Annotated in this window: 17 protein-coding genes; 3 read left to right on the top strand and 14 right to left on the bottom strand. The window is 47.3% G+C overall.

Annotated features, from left to right (window positions below):
- Positions 1–151 precede the first annotated feature (151 nt).
- The 5 genes from miaA to GWP40_RS07870 form a co-directional block, all read right to left on the bottom strand.
- Positions 152–1102: a tRNA (adenosine(37)-N6)-dimethylallyltransferase MiaA gene (gene miaA / locus GWP40_RS07890; protein ID WP_212564884.1), complete on the bottom strand. Its 951-nt coding sequence runs from the start codon at positions 1100–1102 to the stop codon at positions 152–154.
- Positions 1103–1105: 3 nt separating this feature from the next.
- Complete coding sequence (locus tag GWP40_RS07885; RefSeq protein ID WP_044012743.1) at positions 1106–1312, bottom strand: DNA-directed RNA polymerase subunit omega; 207 nt, start codon at positions 1310–1312, stop codon at positions 1106–1108.
- A 79-nt stretch (positions 1313–1391) separates the two neighbouring features.
- Positions 1392–1688, bottom strand: a complete 297-nt coding sequence (locus GWP40_RS07880; protein ID WP_212564883.1) for a Txe/YoeB family addiction module toxin — start codon at positions 1686–1688, stop codon at positions 1392–1394.
- 6 nt (positions 1689–1694) lie between these two features.
- Positions 1695–1946 (bottom strand): type II toxin-antitoxin system Phd/YefM family antitoxin, encoded by a 252-nt coding sequence (locus GWP40_RS07875; protein WP_206181781.1) that lies wholly within the window; start codon positions 1944–1946, stop codon positions 1695–1697.
- Between the two features lie 114 nt (positions 1947–2060).
- A complete protein-coding gene (locus GWP40_RS07870; protein WP_212564882.1) occupies positions 2061–4667 on the bottom strand; it encodes a ribonucleoside-diphosphate reductase subunit alpha in 2607 nt (868 codons plus the stop codon).
- A gap of 200 nt (positions 4668–4867) precedes the next feature.
- On the opposite strand from GWP40_RS07870, the gene GWP40_RS07865 reads away from it, so the two are divergent.
- The 3 genes from GWP40_RS07865 to GWP40_RS07860 are packed head-to-tail and all read left to right on the top strand — an operon-like array spanning position 4868 to position 6361.
- Positions 4868–5425, top strand: a complete 558-nt coding sequence (locus GWP40_RS07865; protein ID WP_212564881.1) for a tetratricopeptide repeat protein — start codon at positions 4868–4870, stop codon at positions 5423–5425.
- Positions 5422–5652, top strand: a complete 231-nt coding sequence (locus GWP40_RS12845; RefSeq protein ID WP_230974340.1) for a YmdB family metallophosphoesterase — start codon at positions 5422–5424, stop codon at positions 5650–5652. The genes GWP40_RS07865 and GWP40_RS12845 overlap by 4 nt, the downstream gene beginning before the upstream one ends.
- A 13-nt stretch (positions 5653–5665) precedes the next feature.
- On the top strand, positions 5666–6361 hold the full coding sequence (locus GWP40_RS07860; protein ID WP_230974339.1) for a YmdB family metallophosphoesterase: 696 nt from the start codon (positions 5666–5668) through the stop codon (positions 6359–6361).
- Positions 6362–6434: 73 nt separating this feature from the next.
- Here GWP40_RS07860 and GWP40_RS07855 read toward each other — a convergent pair whose 3' ends face one another.
- From GWP40_RS07855 to lnt, 9 genes are all read right to left on the bottom strand, one after another.
- Positions 6435–7283, bottom strand: coding sequence for an FAD binding domain-containing protein (locus GWP40_RS07855; RefSeq protein WP_212564880.1), 849 nt, complete (start codon positions 7281–7283; stop codon positions 6435–6437).
- Positions 7273–7752 carry a (2Fe-2S)-binding protein gene (locus GWP40_RS07850; protein ID WP_212564879.1) on the bottom strand — a complete coding sequence of 160 codons (480 nt, stop codon included), beginning with the start codon at positions 7750–7752 and terminating at the stop codon, positions 7273–7275. Before GWP40_RS07850 ends, GWP40_RS07855 begins: the two co-directional genes overlap by 11 nt.
- Position 7753: 1 nt before the next feature.
- Positions 7754–9706 carry a molybdopterin cofactor-binding domain-containing protein gene (locus tag GWP40_RS07845; RefSeq protein WP_230974338.1) on the bottom strand — a complete coding sequence of 651 codons (1953 nt, stop codon included), beginning with the start codon at positions 9704–9706 and terminating at the stop codon, positions 7754–7756.
- Positions 9687–9905 carry a hypothetical protein gene (locus tag GWP40_RS12840; RefSeq protein ID WP_230974337.1) on the bottom strand — a complete coding sequence of 73 codons (219 nt, stop codon included), beginning with the start codon at positions 9903–9905 and terminating at the stop codon, positions 9687–9689. Before GWP40_RS12840 ends, GWP40_RS07845 begins: the two co-directional genes overlap by 20 nt.
- A gap of 34 nt (positions 9906–9939) precedes the next feature.
- Positions 9940–11121: a DegT/DnrJ/EryC1/StrS aminotransferase family protein gene (locus GWP40_RS07840; protein ID WP_212564878.1), complete on the bottom strand. Its 1182-nt coding sequence runs from the start codon at positions 11119–11121 to the stop codon at positions 9940–9942.
- 179 nt (positions 11122–11300) lie between these two features.
- Positions 11301–12785, bottom strand: a complete 1485-nt coding sequence (locus tag GWP40_RS07835) for a type ISP restriction/modification enzyme (protein WP_212564877.1) — start codon at positions 12783–12785, stop codon at positions 11301–11303.
- Positions 12778–13005, bottom strand: a complete 228-nt coding sequence (locus tag GWP40_RS07830) for a hypothetical protein (protein ID WP_212564876.1) — start codon at positions 13003–13005, stop codon at positions 12778–12780. The genes GWP40_RS07835 and GWP40_RS07830 overlap by 8 nt, the downstream gene beginning before the upstream one ends.
- On the bottom strand, positions 13005–16499 hold the full coding sequence (locus GWP40_RS07825; RefSeq protein ID WP_212564875.1) for a restriction endonuclease: 3495 nt from the start codon (positions 16497–16499) through the stop codon (positions 13005–13007). Before GWP40_RS07825 ends, GWP40_RS07830 begins: the two co-directional genes overlap by 1 nt.
- Positions 16500–16503: 4 nt before the next feature.
- The gene (gene lnt, locus GWP40_RS07820; RefSeq protein ID WP_212564874.1) at positions 16504–18222 is read right to left on the bottom strand and encodes an apolipoprotein N-acyltransferase; all 1719 of its coding nucleotides are present in this window, start codon (positions 18220–18222) and stop codon (positions 16504–16506) included.
- Positions 18223–18242 lie beyond the last annotated feature (20 nt).

The raw sequence follows: 18242 nt of genomic DNA, 5'->3' as shown, positions 1-18242 counted from the left end.
CCTTAATGTATCCGGATTTTAGTTTTCTTCATTTTGAAATAGACAGTTAGTAACTGTACCAGCTTGACTGTGAAATGTCAATCACCGATTCCTTAACATCACAGATTTCTTAGCGTGTCAGGAGAAATGAGTAAATTTTGAAATCGCTTTGCTAAAATAGCCTTCGTACTATCTCTGCAACTTGCTGTCCGCTTTTCGGGTCGGTCATGTCGATGCGGTGAACATTCGGGAAAGATTGGAAAAAGGTTTGCTGCCGTTTGGCGTAGCGTTTGCTGTTGCGCTTAATGAGGTCTTTCACCGCATCGAGCGGGGCGGCCGCCGGCGCATCGGGGGACAGCTCAAAAAACTCCCGATACCCGATAGCCTTCATCGCAGGATATTCGGCAGTACAGCCCTGCGAAACGAGCTGCGCAATTTCCTGTTGCAACCCTTGCGCAAACATCTCATCGACACGGGCTTCGATGCGCCGGTACAGTTCATCGCGAGGGCGGTCTAAACATATCGGGCAAAAGCGGAAACCCTCGCGATAACGGTACGACAGCTCGAATGAGCTGAGCGGCCGCCCCGAGGCGCAATACACCTCGTGCGCGCGGAGGATACGGTATTCGTCATGGATGTGGATTTTTGCTGCCGATGCGGGGTCAAAAGACGCAAGTTCCTCGTGCATTGCCGCGGCGCCGACACGCTGCATCCGTTCTTGCAACTGTGCACGTAAAACCGGATTCGCCTGCGGGGTAACCGGCATACCGTACATAAAATGCTTAATGTAAAAAGCCGTCCCGCCAAGTACAACCGGCAGGTTGCCGCGGCTTGCAATGTCCTGGCAGAGTGCATCCGCGCTGCGTACAAAGTCCGCTACGGAAAATTCTTCGGAAGGGTCGCATATACTGATAAGGTGATGGGGGAGCGTATCGAGAAGCGCTTGCGGAGGCTGAGCCGAACCGATCGGCATACCGCGATATACTTGCACCGAATCCGCAGATATAATCTCTGCTTTAATGGGATTAACAGGAGAAGCAAAAAGATGAGCGGCAAGCGCGGTTTTTCCGCAGGCGGTAGCTCCGAAAATAACCGCAACAGGAATTGTATGTGTCGATATCAAGAATTAGGAATGATCGGGGCGGTATTCTATTTTATAGTCGATAGCGCCGGTAAACACTTGCGAAGCTGCAGTGCATACAACCTTATCGTTATTCTCTTCAAGTATCGGATCTTGAATAGTTACCAGCTGAAAAGCGCGCCGTGTTGCAGCGCAGGTAATTTCGTAAATATTGCCTTTGAATTCAATCAATTCTTTTAACGGAAAAATCATAGCGCATATTATAGCGAGTTTTAGTATTTACTGCAACCGATTAGTTTGTCAATTATGTGAAAGTTAGCATATTGCCCCATCATGATATATCATCATAATGTGTCCACATCCTGATAATTTTCACAGTTCCATCATATTCGCTATCGTCTACCGTAATCTTGCCGGGAAAGACTTGATACACAAATCTATGTTTAATAGTAATTCTCCGTGAATACAGTCCCGTAAGATTCCCGATAAGCGCTTCATAAGGTGGAGGATTTGCAAACGGATTGCTTCTGACAATTTCTATCAGTCTTTTTGCTTTTGTATCCAGCCGAGCCGATTTTAAATTTTTTATGTCTTTAATGGCTTGCTTATCGTACACTATATGATACATCGGCAATTACCACAAAACATCTTTTTCTGCAATACATTCTTCCAGCGGAGTTTCCATTCCTTTTTGCAACGAAGCAGCCATTCCGGGAATGGAATTTAAATAGATGGTTTCTTGTAGTGCATTCCAATCATCTTCACTAATCAAAACAGCATTTTTGCCTTTCGTATTTGTCAAAATCACCGGCTCGGAGTGCGCATTTACTTCTGCTATAATTTTGAATAGATTTGCCCGTGCCTTTGTTATATTGATTGCATCCATACAGAACCTCCGTTGATAAACTATAAGGAACCTCTAAGAACTAACCCTAGTATAGTGTACATATTTCCGTACGTCAATTATGTGAAAGATGAGCAATCGTTGAATATGTTTCCGCTACGAGCTGCAGCTTTCGCATTCTTCCACTTCGAGGGAGCGGCTGCGAACATAGTAGACGGATTTTACGCCGTTTTTCCATGCTTCAACATACAAGTTGAGCACCTGCCGGAAGCTGTACTCGTTGGTAATATAGAAGTTCATGGATTGCCCCTGATCGATATGACGCTGGCGGAGACCGCAGGCGCGGATGCTCCAGAGCTGATCAATGGTGTGGGCGTTTTTATACAGCCAATAGGTTTCGAGCGAGAGGGCAGGGGCAACACGGGGTACCAACGAGCCTTTCTTTTCTTCCAAAAAGTAGCGCTTCATAATGGGATCGATGCCGGCGGTGGTGCCTGCGACAATCGAGGTTGAACTGGTCGGAGCGACCGCTAACAGATAGCCGTTCCGCATACCGTGTCGGGCAACTGCATTTCGCAGCGTGTTCCATTGTTCGGAATGATAGCCGCGTTTTTCAAAATACGTGCCGGTTTGCCAATCGCTGCCTTCAAAGAGGCTGTACGAACCTTTCTCTTCAGCAATCCGCATACTCGCCTGCACTGCGTAGTAATTGATTTTTTCAAACAGCCCATCGGCAAGGCGGAGGTGCGCCTCGCTTTCCCACGCAATGTATTTTTTTGCCAGTAAATGATGATAGCCCGAAACGCCTAAGCCGATAGCGCGGTACTGCTCGTTGGTGATCTTTGCATACGGTACGGGATAAAAATTGAGGTCGATTACATTATCCAAGGCGCGTACCGCCGCTTCTATGGCACCTTCCAGCTCGGCTTCGTTATCGGTGTCGATATTACCGAGGACAAGCGATGCGAGATTACAGACGACGAAATTGCCGGGCTTTGTAACGGTTACAACCACAGTCTCTCCGTCCTGTGTTTGGATTTCGGTATTCACCGTCTCGATCGGGCTCATATTCTGTGCAATTTCGGTACAGAGGTTGGAGCTGTAGATCATGCCCTTATGCCCGTTGGGGTTAGCGCGGTTCGCATGGTCGCGGTTAAAGATGAACGGCGTGCCGGTTTCTACCGCAGATTTTAGGATGAGGCGCACCAGCTCTTTTATCGGGATTTCCCGTTTTGAAATCCGGTTATCATTGATACAATCCTTGTAGCGTTTTTCCCATTCTTCACCGTAAAAGTCTTCCAGCGCGTAGCCTTTTACCGTGAGAACCTCGTGCGGGCACATCAGGTACCACGGAGCGTTGATGTCCTCATCGACAGTGCGCCAGAAAAGGTCGGGGCAGCACACTGCAGGGAACACATCGTGCGCCTTCATCCGGTCGTCGCCGTTATTGGTGCGGAGCTGCAAAAACTCCGGGATATCCTTGTGCCATACGTCCAAGTACACGGCTACCGAACCCTGCCGCACTCCCAGCTGATCGACGGCAACCGCGGTATCGTTTGCAAGTTTTATCCAGCGGATGACCCCGCCTGCCGCCCCTTGAAACCCGCGGATGGGTGCGCCGACTGCCCGCACCTTGCCGAAGTACAGCCCCATACCGCCGCCGAATTTGGAAATCTTTGCAAAGTTATCGATGCTGCGGTAAATCCCGTCGAGTGAGTCGGGAACGGTGTCGATAAAGCAGGATGAAAGCTGATGATAGGGCTTACGGGCATTGGAAAGGGTCGGCGTTGCCATGGTAACCTGCAAGCTGCTCAGCATCAGGTAAAAGCGGCGCACCCATTCCATCCGGTCATTTTTTTCATGCAAGGCGAGGTGTAAGGCGATTCCTAAAAACATCTCCTGCGGTGTTTCAAGCGGAATATGCCCCCGTGTGGAAATAACATACCGGCGCAAGAGTAAATCCAAACCGCTGTAGGTAAAAAGGTCGTTTTTATCGTTATCGATATACGAATAGGCTGTTTCCAGCTCTTCTTTTGAATAACCTGCACGGATATAAGCGCCGTAGAGACCCTTTTCTTCCAGATAGGTGAGCTTTTCGTAGAATGATCGGATGTTCCGCTTGGCAAGTTCGGCTTTCAGTTTTTCGGAAAAGTCGAGCATTAAAAAGCGGGCGGCAATAAACTCCCAGCGGGGAGCTTCCTGCGCAGTAAGCTCAACAGCAGCCTTTATCAGGATTGCCAGCAGTTCCGCTTCTGTCATATCCTGCTTACGGAAGGATTCAAACTTATGAAAGAGCAGCGTTAAACCGTACTGTTCTTCGGGAAAATCCTGCTGGATACGGGTTAGTACCGGTTGAATTTCAATGGAAGAAAAATGAGCGGCAATAGCACGCCGTGCATCCCGTTTTTTTGTCTGTTCAACACGGTAAAGGATAAAGCTCTTCACCGCTGCGTAATAATTATGTTCGATGAGCGTTTTTTCAACTAAATCTTGAATAGTTTCTACCTGTACCGCATTCCCGTTTTTGCTCAGTTCATATATATCGGCTTCGATTTCCGCCGTCAGCTGCTGCAGTACCTGCGCAAGATTGCTAACCGTTGACGTTTCCACACTATTTTGTACAACCGTATCGTTTTGAGCAGCCGCATTTGCATCATGCTGCGCCGCCGCATTCGTTACACTGTTAAACGCCGCCTGCATCGCCAATGTAATCTTTTCGGCATTGTAGGGCTCCCGTTCTCCGTTCCGCTTAATAATATCCATTCCTAATTTCCTTATTCTGCGGATTTTAATAGGAAAAATGAAGGGCGTCAAGGATCGCAAACTCGTAAAAAATAGTGGTGCCGGATAGAGCATTTTCAGAAGAGCAGGGAATGCCGCCGGTTTAAAAAGAAGCAAAATAGACGGTAATGCATATTTTTACATCGATTGAGGTTTTTTATAAAATAGTATATATTTTAAATATGCAAGAGACAGCTGATTTTTTTAATGACAGTGCAGTAATGCTTGCTGCCGAGGGATGCCATAGCGAAGCGATTGCATGCCTTCGCCGTGGCTTACAGCTTGAACCGTTCAGCAGTTTGATGTGGTTTAACCTCGGACTCAGTTACTATGCGCTTGATGATAAAGATAACTCCCGCTATGCGCTCTACGAGGCAGCGCGCTGTAATCCCTTTGATGCAGATATTTGGGATACGTTGGGAGTAGTTCTCCATGAAACCGGCGAGATGGAGGCTTCACGGCTTGCATATACGAAAGCGCTTGAGCTGGAAACCGAAAACGGCCGCATTTGGAATAACTACGGTACACTCCTTTTTAATGAAGAAAAATATGAACAAGCCCGCCGCGCCTTTGAATCGGCTCTGACACTTGCTCCCGATTCTGAGGATACGCTCTTTAATTTACGCGATACCTATACGATGCTGGGGAACAAAAAGCTTGCAAAAAAATGTACTAAAATAATCGATAGGCTGGCATTAAAAAATCCGAACACACTGGTACAAAAGCGGAATGAGCCGTGAGAATTTTTTATATCGCCGAAATTACCGGTAAAGCAGGCGTGTGGGCGGTTAAAAAAAATATCGCGGAGATTAAGCGCCGCTATCAACCCGACTTTATTATCGCAAATGCCGGTATGGCGACAGGTGCGGGCGGGCTCGGCAAACAACATGCCGGTTATTTGAGAAAGATGGGCATCGATTGTATCACCGGCGGAGATTGTATCTTTCAAAAAAAAAGATTTAGTTGAAAATCTCCCACAGATGCCTTTTGTGCTGCGCCCTTTCAATCTGCCTGAGCACAGTTCGGGAGCCGGTTACCGCTATTTTACAGCCCGAAGCGGGGAAAAACTTGCGGTTATTTCGATTTTGGGACGGGTAGGACACCATCGGCTTTTAGCGGATAATCCGTTTACGTTGATGCAGACGCTGCTTCCGAAAATAGAAAGAGAAACGCCGTTTATCATGGCTGATTTTTCTTCAACCGCAACCGCCGAAAAACAAACTATGGCGTTCTTTCTTGCGGGGAGACTCTCTGTGTTGGTCGGGTCGGGCACCGGCGCCGCCACAGCCGATGAACGGCTGATGTCCGCCGAATGCGGTGTGTCTGCTGTTGAGTCAGCCGCTCATACCGATATGCAACAGACAGCATCAGAGGCGCTGCCTAATGCGCGGATGGAAGCTGCGGAAGCATGCTATGGGCAGCAGCGCGGCGGGCGGCAAAACCGAAAAACTGCCTATATCACTGATGCGGGACGAACCGGCAGTTTTGACTCCGTCGGCGGACATGCCCCGTCCGGCAAGATACGGGAATACCGCACCGGCCTTTTTGAGTACCCGCAGGAGACATGGCAGCGGGTCTGTGTACAAGGGTTGGATATTGAGCTGGACGGGGCGGGCGGCGCCTTGTCGATAGAACGAATTCGTATCGAAATGCCTGTCGCTGCGGCTCCGTGTTGATAGAACGAATCCCTATCGAAATACTTTGCCCGCTCTGTGGATATGTTACATAGGGATTCTACTGGTTTTATGCTTAACCGGTTAGTAAGTACATACTTTCTTCAATTAAGTTGAAAAAACACGCCTTTTGAAACTCGGAGATTTCTGCGGCTGTAAAGGTATCGCTGAAAATTTCTTCGGTTTCTTTCATCAATGCACCGACGCTGCGCCGGTCGATGGGGAGTCCCTTTCCGGTGAGCAGGTTTTCAAACTCTTTACTTTTTATCAGCTGAGTGCTGCCGAACAGCAGTTTAACATCGGAAAGCAGGTTTTTCTGTGTGCGGGCGAGGAATACAAAAGAGGCGGTATCGGCAGTAATATGACCGATCGGCCCAAGCCGCTTGTAATATGAAATAGTCCATTCTTCAAACGGGACGCGCACACGAAGGATGATATGCGGGGTATGACGCAGCACATTACTGCTTTCGTCGCAATACTGAATCAGCGGCATCCAAAACGTTTCTTTCCGTGTCCGTATTTCGATCTTTGTATCGAGCGCGATTAGCGGGATAAGGCAAGAGTTTTGCATGGGCGCTTGTGCGATGTTTCCGCCGATAGTTGCAAGCGAACGAACCCCGGGGTTTGCCGCAAGGAAAATCGCCTGATAGAGAATCTGCGGCACATTCTTTTCTCCCAGCTCTAAAATGGTATTGAGGGTTGCGGTAGCGCCGAAGTCTATGAAGCGCTCCCGTTTTGCGATGGTTTCAAGTTCGGGAAGATTCTTTAAGAACAAAATCGATTCCGGCAAGGGGAAACGGTCGGTATGGCAATCTTTGAGCAATCCGGTGGTGCCGGCAAGCGGAGTAATGTCGGTATTGTTCTGCATCAATGTATACAGCTCTGCCATACTTTTTGCGGTATTGATGATATAATTATTTTTCATGCCGCTTGCCTCTCCTTGATCTGCATACCTGCTTTAACGCCGCGGTGAGCGAAACGATATCGGTACATCGGCACACGGTTCCGATATAAGCATCTCGTATCTGTTCGTCGGTAGGATTCCAATGCTTTTGCACAATACTATGCGCGGTTAAAAGGGTACCAGCGGAACAAAAACCGCACAGTGTAATGCCTTCTTTTTCAAACGCAGTGGTAATGTCTTTATATTCCTGCGTAGCGCTAAAGGCTTCAAGCGTGATAATGTTTTGCCCCGCTGCGGCAAAGACGGGGAGCATACAGGACGGCACCGGATGATCGTTTAATAATACCGTGCAGGAACCATACATCTCCTGTATACCGCTTTTCCGTACGCTGAGGATGCCGAAATCCCGTCTTAGTACGTCTGACAACCGCTCGTCGGCATCGGCTTCAATCTCTACCGCCTCGTTATTGAGGTGAAATCGTATCTTCATATTATTTTTTCCCCGTCAAAGCATTAAAGAGGTGTTCTCTCCGGATCGGTAACGCATCTATCCGTGCAGGAACACGCAGCAGTATTTGGTTCAACGCTGCAAGGTATGCAGCAGGCAGTATATTCAGCGCAGATGAATCGAAAGCGCTCATCGAATTTCCCCGTTCGGGAATATCCACGGACAGGGGAGGTATCTCATTCGGCAGCATCATCCGGTATTCCGAATAGGGGAGTGGAGTATCATCGGTTTCTACTAAAGGAAGCGCTTCCTTAGCAGTACGCGATAATGCTGTTGCAATATTCTTATGCAGATAGTTGAGGATTTGCTTTTTTTCGTAGATTTTTCCGGGACGGCATGCGAACCACACCTTCCGAATTTGTATTTCATAGCAAACGGTGTCCAGTTCGAGTTCGATAATACAGACAGCAGGTGTTTGGGAAATAAACGAAATGCTGCTTTTTCCGGTTTTATTTTCTGTAGCAGGATCATTCTGTTGTGGAGTATCGGGGGGCGGAGTATTGGACTGCGAAACATCCTGTTGCGGAGCATCGGGCTGTAAAATATTGGGGTGCGGAGCTGCAGACTGTGAGGCATCCGATTGCGCGGGGCTGGTGCTCCTCGAAATACTGATCGGCAGCGGATTGCGGAAGCGCTGCTCCTGTAAATCACTCAGGCATTGCTCAACAAGGGGGAGAACGATACCGGCTGTGTTGCCGGCAGTCGCAGGCCCTGACTCATTCATATCGGCGGTTGTAAGACCGGCAAAGGTAATATCGGATTCGGCAATGTCCAGCTTTTTCACAGCCAGCTTCTTGATAACTTTCTTTAAATCAGACCCAGCCGGTTCCGCCTTAATGGAAAGCTTGTTGTGAACATCCAGTGTCAGCTCTGCCGTATAGGTGAAGTCTGCAGCGCATCCGCTGTATTGAAAGCCCGCTGCCAAGCCGATACCGCGCCAGCGTCCGTCCCGTTTATCCGTTTTACCTCGGTTAAAAACATTATATGCGGCATATTTACAGGTAAAATCGCTTTTGCCGGTTAAGAGTTCGAAGAGGCTTGAAAAAATGGCGCTGTAATCGTCCGGCATATTTTTTGCACGCCATTCCGCCGGAGAGAGATTGTAATCCTGAATAATCTTGTTGATGTGGTTTTCCAGTGCGTTTGACACATAGTAGTCGCCCCATCCCTCAAGGATATCGATAAGGCCGTCCGCCGTTTTTGATGCCCGCACTTCTATCCGGTAGTTCGGTATTATGTACGGCCCTAATGCTGCTGCGGTCATTTGCTTGAGTATGGTGCCGATGAGCGGGCAGCAGGCGCCGGCGTTGACAATAATCGAAATCTGCATTGCGGCAATCGAATGAGTGTCGGACAGCGCCGATTTATGCTCGATAATCATCTCCGGCGTTTTAGGCGCCGCCGCTCTGCTCTCTTCCGCCGATAAATTGAGCGAAACGGTGTTCCGCTGTAGAACCGCCGCAACGGCGCACTGGCAGGCGAGGATGGACGGATACCATAAAAGCTCATTGAATGTTTCGCCGGTTTGGGTTGGGTGTACAATGACGGCTTCTTCCGCAAGTCCGGTTACTTTTGCTACCGCGGCACGGACATGAAACGGCCATTGGGTGGGTACATAGACGTCAAGGCCGTCCTCGCGGAACACCGTAACGGCGGAAAACGGTTCCGAACGGGCAGCATATTGCGAAGCGATTTTAAGCGATGAGAATACGGTTGAGGTGGCTGTTTCAAAGATTGCATCGATATTTCCGGCAGTGCACGCCTCCCGTGCAACGATAGGATAGTCAAACAGCGTATGTGTCCGCCCCGCTTCAAAACTGTCTTCGGGTATCGGCTCCAGTTCTATTGTGATGTCTTTCCGCAGCGCTTCAAGCGTTGCCTGATTATCGCCGGTAAGGATTCCGACGGCTTGCTCCTTATATTCTATCTCGTCCACTGCAAAAAGAGGAAGCGAGTGCTCGAATACTTCGATCGTTTTTTTGCGCAGGCAGCTGTGCCGCTCCGTAAAAGGCATACCCTTCCGGTAAGGGGGGCAGATGCACGGCGGAAATGATCCCTGATGATACGGGAGCGCGGACAATCACCGCATAGCGCTGCCCCTCAAAGGTAAGATCGGACACAAATTGTTCTATCATATCAAACTTCCTGTCAAATCCCTGTTTTCCTTCCCTATCGGCGGAACTTCTTAGCGGTGTCGATGACCGTATCGATAACGTACTGTACATCCTCATCGCTCATATCCGGCCAGAACGGAAGGCTGATGCTCTGTGCATAGTGCGCTGCCGCATTGGGGAAGTCCTGCGCGCGCAGTCCGTACCGCTCTTTTAGGAAGGTCAGTTCAAAGTGGGGGATAAAGTGGACTGAAATGCCAAGTCCCCGTTCCTGCAGTGCGCGGGCAAAGTCATCCCTGCCGACGGAAAGCGTTTCCGGTACGATGCGGAGGATGTAGAGATGCCACGCATTGCCTGCTCCGTCCGGCGGAACTTGAAAAAAGTCGAACGGTTCAAAGGCGCGGGTAAAGCGTTCGGCGATAAGCGTCCGTTTTCGGTAAAACTCTTCCGCCTTTTGCAGCTGAACCCTGCCGATTGCCGATAAAATATCCGGCAGGTTGCATTTGTAGCCTTCCGCGACGACATCGTATTGCCAGCTGGCGTGTTTGTCGGTGTAGCGATCCCATATTGTGCGGTTGATACCGTGGGAGCGCATCAGCTTAATGCGTTCCGCCGCTTCGGGATTACGGACGCAGATCATACCGCCTTCTCCGGTTGTGATGGTTTTGGTAGCATAAAAAGAGAACACGCCCGCGTCGCCGAAAGTGCCGCCGTAGCCGTCTGCCGTTTTTGCAGGAAAGGCATGGGCTGCGTCTTCAATAACCGCGACGTTGTATTTCTTTGCAAGGCTGTTAATCGCTTTCATATTGCAGAGATTTCCTGCGATATGGATAGGCACAATCGCTTTAATGCTCTTATCCTGTTTGAGTTTATCTTCGATTTTTTCAGGATCGATACTGTAGGAGTCCGCTTCGATATCCGCATAGACCGCTTCTCCGCCGAGGTGCAAGGCGCTGGTCGCAGTCGAGACAAAGGTGTACGGGCTGGTGAGTATTTTGGTACCCTTGCCGATTCCGAAGGCTTCCATCGCGAGCATCAATCCGTTTGATGCGGAATTAACTGCCAGTGCGTACGGGCTGTGTACCATATCGGCAAACTCTTTTTCAAAGGCGAGCGTTTCCTTGCCGGTCGTCAGCCATCCCGAGTGCAGCACGCGGATTGCCGCTTCTTCTTCTCTGCGGTCGAACGACGGTCTAAAAAAGGGTACCTCCCTTGCGGGATTTTGTTCGGTTGTATTCATGATTATATCTCCCATAAAAACTTTCGTATCCGGTATCACAATTTTTGAAAATACAGACTCTTACCGATCGTGATCAGTTTATCAGTTTTTGCCGTTTTTCGATAGGGGCTTTCTGTATATCGAATCTTTGTTCAATGAGATTAATGGCGATGTATTTAAACTTGGATAATGTTTTTTAATTATTCCTTATCCCAGTCTACTTCCGGCAGTTCGTTCACAATGTCTACGGTCTGAACCGATACGTTGATGACACTCAGGAGCAAGTCCAAAATATAGCAGGGTTTGTTATGTTCACGGGACCAATCATTCGGATCATTCTTTATTCCGGATTTTTTATCCGTCGTTACCGCGTAGCGCTCCATAATCCACTCAATTGCAGGCTTTCCGTTTACGACATACTCGTACGCTTTTTCCGGAATATTTTTTATGGTATGCCAGTGATTGTATACAATCGTGCCTTTCTCGCCTTTTTTCGGGAACTTCATCTGCTCCACTGCATAATACTTGTAGTCGGTTTCATTCTCCGGTATAACCTGTGGATTTGGCTCTGCTGCCATAAGCTCATCGTTGTATACATTCTGCATTTCGGTATTGTACTGAACATATTTAAGCGAGCTTACCTGTATGTCCGGATAGGGTTCAACTTCTTCATAATTCAAATGCAAGTCGGCAAGCTTACGGCCTGACTCACTAAATGCCCGGAACTTTTGCCGGTCGCTTACGAGCGGAATACGGGGAAGCATTTTTTTGAGGTCGGCGCTGAATGTTTCTCGGTAGGATTTTGAATGCAGGATGCCGTAAACATAATAGAAAATATCTTCACGCTGAACATTGTTTCCATATTTTTGTTGAGCACGGTTTAATATGAAGTCGCTAATTGCTTCATGTCTTACGATTTTTGCGCCGTCATCAAAGAGCGAATGCTGCTTCGTCTCAATCGTTTCGTACCAATAGAGAGGGAAGCATTGAGAGCCGGCTTCTTGAGAGTTGAGGTCAACTATACAATCTGAAATAAGTACGGATGGTTCTTTGTTACCGCCGAGACCGTTCACACAAATGACAAGGTTTTTATGATTTGGTGTGGGGAAGAGCTTTTTGCTTAAACCGGGCATTTCAATAACACTGTTAGAAAAATAGAAATTCTGTTCTATAAATGGTCTATAGATACCTGTTATAAGGTCGCTGTCTTTCAATTCAATTTTGACGTTGAGCTCTAAAAGTTTTTTTATCCCGCGCGTCCAGTTAATTTTTGAGGCATCGTTTTCCACAATATCGTCAACTTTTAAGTCTTTATTCAACTTTGTTTTTTCTGCAAAAATATTTCGTTGCTCATTATAATAGGCAATCATTTGCTGCATATTTTCTTTTAAAGCAGCTCTTGAATAATTGTAAACCCAACTATCACGGTTAGTCGCAACACCGATAGCATAAGTCGTAAAGAAAGACTGTGAGGTAGAATCAAATTTTTTATCCGCTTCTATTGGAATCCATGTTGCGAATGTATTGTTTCTCTGATTTATCCAATCACCATGTTCATTTGGAGTAAGTTGTGTGAATGGTAGATTCTCCATGCTCTTGAATTTTGTGATTATATCCAGTTTCTGTTCACGACTCAAATAGTCGCCTATGTCGTAGTAATAAATTTCCGCTCTATGGTTATTCATCTGATTTCTCACTTTTTTTTACAAGTATCGTCACTGCGATTGGTGTACGGCTGCCAAGTCCGAACACATTTCCCGCTTCCTTTTTGCGGAGTTCTCCGCTTGTTCTACAGTTGCCTCGGAGATTGAATACATAGACCTTGCTGAATTCTTTTTCGATTGTTTTTCTGAATCCGTCTTGTGCGTTACCGTCCAGCCAACTCCCATTTGAAACAAAAGCCACTATGCCGTCTCCTTTTTGACCAAGACTGTAATCGCTATCGGAGTTCGGCTTCCGCTGCCGAAAATCTTCCCTCCTTCCCTTCTGGAGAGTTCTCCGCTCGTTCTCTGATTGCCCCTCAAATTGAATACATAAACCCTTTCGAACTCCTTTTCCAGCGTTTTTCTGAACCCATCCTGCGCATTGTTGTCCAGAAAGCTCCCGTTTGAGACGAAGGCTATTACCCCGAGGGCGGGCATTGATGCGGTGATCCTATCGCTTGCCCACCGGAATGCTTTAATATAAGAGTCATAAGCTGACTTATTTAATCCTGCTTCAGATTCTTTTACATACGTGGTTGCGATACGCTCTTCAAGTTTTGGATATCTTTGGTTTTGTGCATTGTCATTAGCCGACTTCTGCCCGATTGAATACGGAGGATTTCCCATAACGACGGTAATCGGCTGTTTTTTTTGTTCATTCACACGGTCGCTGTTTTCTCTGAATATCCTGTCATCTAAAGTCGGCTCTCCGGTTTCGTAAAGCTGGAATGTGTCTGTCAAACAGATACCGCCGAACGGCTCGTAGGTATCCTTGCCGCTTAAATCGTGGTAGGCATTTTCTATGTTCACGCTTGCGATGTAGTAGGCTAAAAGGACTATTTCGTTCGCAAAAATCTCGTGCCTGTATTTCCGCTCCAAGTCCTCCGGCTTGATAATCCCCAACTGTAAAAGGCGCGTGATGAATGTACCGGTGCCGGTAAACGGATCAATTACATTAACCCTTTCGTCGCTGATTGAACGGCCGAATTCTTTATTCAACACCCACTCGACACTCCTTATGATAAAATCAACGACCGGAACCGGCGTATACACAATGCCGAGTTTTTCTACCGTCAGTGGAAAGGCGTTCTTAAAGAAAGAGTCGTACAGCTCCACGACGATTTTTTGTTTTCCTTCCGCGTTGTCGATTCCTTCGACTCTCTGCTGAACCGATTTGTAGAATCGCTCGAGTTTTTCCAAATCTTCCGGGGCTGATTTTTCATCGAGTAAAGCAACGATGTCTTCCAGTGATTTTGAAACGGGATTTTCTTTTGTGAAGCGATCATTTCCGAATAGAGCTTCAAACACGGGTTTTGTAATGATATGTTGGGCGAGCATTTCAACTGCTTCCGATTGGCTTACGCTTGGATTGAGATTCTTTTTGAGACCTTCCCAGTAAGAGGTAAATTTTTCCTTGTGCGTACCTTCGATTGAAATAAGCTTATGTATGCGCTCGATGTTTCGCTTGGCAATTTCGCTTACGTCTTTACCCCAGTCAGCCCAATAACGTCTGCTTCCGCATTTGTTTACAATCTTTGCAAAAACCTGTTCGGTAAGACTCTTGAATTTCTCGTAAAGCTCTTGCTGCAGTTCATCAAAGTCTAAAACTCCCTGTACCGCTTCCGCTCCGCCGTCGTCCTCATTTTCGCCTACCGGTTTTCCACCGAAATTTCCTCCGCCGGATACATTGATAATTTTAGGTTTCTTTTTATTCAGTTCAATTTTATTGATCGTTGCATTAAAACGGTCGTCGTGCGCCCGCAGCGCATTCAAGACGCTCCATACGATTTTAAAGTCATCGCTTGTGTCCAGAACTTCATTGGCATTTTTATTCGCCGGTACAATCACAGGAATGATGATGTAGCCGAATTTTTTACCTTCGGCTTTCCGCATAACGCGGCCGACCGACTGAACGACGTCGACTTGGCTGTTACGGCTGGAAAGGAACATAATAGCGTCAAGGCTCGGGACATCGACACCTTCGGAAAGACATCGCACATTATTTAAAATTCGGCACTCGTTTTTGTTCGGATCAGCGTGCTTGAGCCAGTCAAGTTTTTCTTCCCGGACGGTGCTTCCCATAGTGCCGTCAATATGGGAAGCGTCCACTAAAACGAGTTGCTCTCGTTCCGTTTCAGAAAGCTTTCCATAATATGCTTTTCGACATACATTAAAGCTATCTTTTAAATACTTTGAATTTTTGATACTCGAACAGAACGCAACAGCGCTCTTCATCGGTTCAGGATCGACATCGCTGAATAGCTCCTTGTCGGTAAGATAGCTTGTGCGTTTTGAAAGTACATTGATACAGCCGATGAGTTTTATCGCATCGGTCATTTTGATTTCGGAGTGTCCGTCTATAATGCTTTTTTGAACTTCCGGCGACACTGAATGTTCATCGAGTGTCAGTACGATTACCTTGTAATCGGAAAGTAGCTGCTTTTCAACTGCCGCACCGAAGCCGATACGGTAGATTTCTTCACCGAACCATTCAGGGGCATCCATAGACCAAACGAGAGCTTCATTTTCTTTTGCCTTTGCTTGCGCTTCGCTTGAATATAGCCGGGGAGTGGCAGTCATATACAGACGCTTTTTTGCGTTGATATTATCGTTGGAATGTACCTTCGTGAATGCAGACTGAGATTTATCCTTTTGTGTTATACCGGTAGTTCTGTGTGCTTCATCGCAAATAATCAAGTCAAAGAGAAATGAATCTTTTTCACGTCTGTTTATGTCTTTTTGGACGGTACCGATTACGTCGATTGACTGGTAGGTGCTGAATACGACTATCATTCCACCTTCAGTTTTCAGACGGTTTCTATAGTCAACAAATTGCCTATGAACTTTTGCAGAATCCGTCGTTGCAGGAAGAACGAGGTCTGAAATTGAATCCTCCGCTTTGTCGCTTGCATGGGCATCCGAACAGATACAGATAGGATAGAGGTTTTCTTTGCTTTGTGCCGACCATTCCTTTAAGGTTTGGCTCAAAAGTGCGATTGACGGAACAAGGAACAGCACCAGTCGGCTTTCGGTCGCCAAGACCTCCGCAATTCTGAGCGATGTAAACGTTTTACCGGTGCCACACGCCATGATGAGTTTTCCACGGTCGTAGGTTTTATAATATTGTGTTGCAGCGTTGTACGCTTCTTTTTGGTGGGAAAGTAGCTCGTATTTTTTGACACGTGCTTCATTTCCTTTTTTGCCGGCATCCAATTCTTCCCAGTTTACGTCATCGTTTTTGAGATCAATTAAGCCGATTCGCCCGATACCGAGCTTCTCGATTACATTCTGTGCCTCTGCATTAAAACCGCCATACGTGGTGTCAATCCAAATCCTAAAGCTGAAGTTTTTTTCGCCGTCTTGTGTTTGAAATTTAAATGAAGATGTGGAAACAAAGGAGTCTACCATTGCCTTATCGATTTTCTTATCTGCTTGATAGCATTTGCACTGAACTGCCCAATAATCGCCATCGTGAGCACGGCATACAATATCAATGCCCGTGTCCTTTCCACCGGTTCCGAATTGGGCTTTATAAGGAAAATCTGCCCAAAGCCATACGTTTGATAAAAGGTTTTTATATGTTGGTTTGGTTAAAAGGTAGGCTTGCATAAGCCGTTCAAACTTGTCTCCCATGTTACGTTCGGAAGTTGAGTTTTCGCGGTATTTGTCTATAATATGCTCAAATGGTAAAGCCATGCAGTTACTCCCGGAATTCTTTAATAAACTTCCGCTGCTTCCTAAACCACGGCTTTTTCCAGAGCTGTTTCCGTTGCCGCTTTTTTCGTTCGGCAGGGGAGAGCCATTCGAGCGGATGTTCCATATACACCACCGCTTTTTTACAAAACACGGGGTTGAACCGGTATGCGGTAGCAGTGATAAGCGCAATCGCTAAAAAAAGCGCGGGCAGCCAGTCTTTCCATTGTGCATAAAAAGTTGGTTGGTACGGATAGATCGGGACGGAAACGCTTAATGCATCGGTAGTAAAGAGCGGAAGGCTTGCGGTAACAGTCCCGACGGGATCGACAACGCAGGTATAGCCGCCGTTGGTAGAGCGGACAAGCGGCGTCCGTAGTTCTATTGCACGGAAATAGGCGACGGCAAAATGCTGGTATTCCGCACTCGCCGTTTTAGACCACGAATCATTGGTCAGGTTAATCAAGATATTGCTTTTTTGATTATGCAAATCGGCGCAGAGTGTCGGAAAGGCATCTTCAAAACAGATGGGCGCGGCGAAGCGGACATCGTTTCCATTTTGTGCGGTGAACGTCATCGCTTTATATTCCGTTCCCGGCGCCCATCCCGACGAAAAACCGACCAGCGAGTCGAAAAAGCGCTGCACAAACGGATGGTCGATAAAGGGAATATATTCCGCAAAGCAGATCAGCTGTATCTTTGAATAGGTGTCGAGTACCGTTCCGTCCGGTGCGATAAGATAGACGGAATTTGCGTATTTTTCGCGTTCGGCATCCTGTAAAAGCGGGGAGCCTGTTAAAATGGGAATATCCATCCGCTGCAAAAAATCGGTAAAGGATTCTTGAAATGGACGCTGCCGGTAATAATCTTGAAATTGATCATACCCGTATGCAAGGCTGCTTTCGTTCCATACGATGAGGTCAGGCCGCACCGGCGATTCGGTAATTGCCTTTTCGGTAAGCTTTTGGGTGTTATACAAATTATCAAAAAATAAATCGAGGCCGTAGACCCACGGATCGGTGTTTTGCTGTACTAACACAAGGGTGAGGTTCTGTTGCGGCGTTCTTTTTTGATACATGCGGAAAAGTCCGTATCCGTTGACCAGCAGCAATAGACCGGCGGTAAAGATCAGTGGGCGGAGTAACGGTCTGCCGTGCAGCTTGGAAAAACCGGTGGTTACATCTTCTGCTGCACGGATTATTTCTGCAAGGAGCGCGGAAATCAATGCAACAAGAAAGGTTATTCCCCATACGCCGGTAATATCTGCTATTTGAATGAGCGGCCGCAGCGATAATGTTGTCATCGAAAGGCTGCCCCACGGATAGGCGACAAAACCGCTTCCCTTAAACCATTCCCAGAGTGTCCACAAGCCCGCAAAGGCAAACGGACGCAGAGCCGGCGGCAGCTTCATTGCATAATAAAACCAGTGTCCGAAAAGAAAGCCGAGGAAGAAATAAGCGACGGTGGAAGCGCCGAGCGTAAAAATTGCAAAGTTTTCAAAATACGCCAGCCAAAAACTGGAGAACAGATGGACAAGGGCTATCATTGCGCCGAACATCCATGCCGTGCGCCGTCGGCTCGGGATGATGCAAAATGCGGTATATAACGGTATCAGTGCAATAATGCCGAAGAAAGCCGACCCGAAATACAGGTATTCATTCGGTATCCCTAGTGAAAGCAGCACCGCAGAGCATAAAACCGCTAGAAAAGATGAAATAACCGACATAATTTTGAGGTAATTTAATC

The organism is Treponema vincentii, assembly GCF_018336815.1.
In the GTDB taxonomy this organism is placed as follows: domain Bacteria; phylum Spirochaetota; class Spirochaetia; order Treponematales; family Treponemataceae; genus Treponema.
This window is presented reverse-complemented; position numbering and strand designations above follow the sequence as displayed.

Coding starts and splice junctions, on each gene's coding strand:
- lnt (WP_212564874.1), bottom strand. CDS start 18,222: ATGTCGGTTATTTCATCTTTTCTAGCGGTTTTATGCTCTGCGGTGCTG.
- GWP40_RS07880 (WP_212564883.1), bottom strand. CDS start 1,688: ATGTATCATATAGTGTACGATAAGCAAGCCATTAAAGACATAAAAAAT.
- GWP40_RS07850 (WP_212564879.1), bottom strand. CDS start 7,752: ATGAAGATACGATTTCACCTCAATAACGAGGCGGTAGAGATTGAAGCC.
- GWP40_RS07825 (WP_212564875.1), bottom strand. CDS start 16,499: ATGGCTTTACCATTTGAGCATATTATAGACAAATACCGCGAAAACTCA.
- GWP40_RS12840 (WP_230974337.1), bottom strand. CDS start 9,905: ATGATAGAACAATTTGTGTCCGATCTTACCTTTGAGGGGCAGCGCTAT.
- GWP40_RS07865 (WP_212564881.1), top strand. CDS start 4,868: ATGCAAGAGACAGCTGATTTTTTTAATGACAGTGCAGTAATGCTTGCT.
- GWP40_RS07835 (WP_212564877.1), bottom strand. CDS start 12,785: ATGAATAACCATAGAGCGGAAATTTATTACTACGACATAGGCGACTAT.
- GWP40_RS07855 (WP_212564880.1), bottom strand. CDS start 7,283: ATGAAAAATAATTATATCATCAATACCGCAAAAAGTATGGCAGAGCTG.
- GWP40_RS07840 (WP_212564878.1), bottom strand. CDS start 11,121: ATGAATACAACCGAACAAAATCCCGCAAGGGAGGTACCCTTTTTTAGA.
- GWP40_RS07885 (WP_044012743.1), bottom strand. CDS start 1,312: ATGATTTTTCCGTTAAAAGAATTGATTGAATTCAAAGGCAATATTTAC.
- GWP40_RS07870 (WP_212564882.1), bottom strand. CDS start 4,667: ATGGATATTATTAAGCGGAACGGAGAACGGGAGCCCTACAATGCCGAA.
- GWP40_RS07860 (WP_230974339.1), top strand. CDS start 5,666: ATGCCTTTTGTGCTGCGCCCTTTCAATCTGCCTGAGCACAGTTCGGGA.
- GWP40_RS07875 (WP_206181781.1), bottom strand. CDS start 1,946: ATGGATGCAATCAATATAACAAAGGCACGGGCAAATCTATTCAAAATT.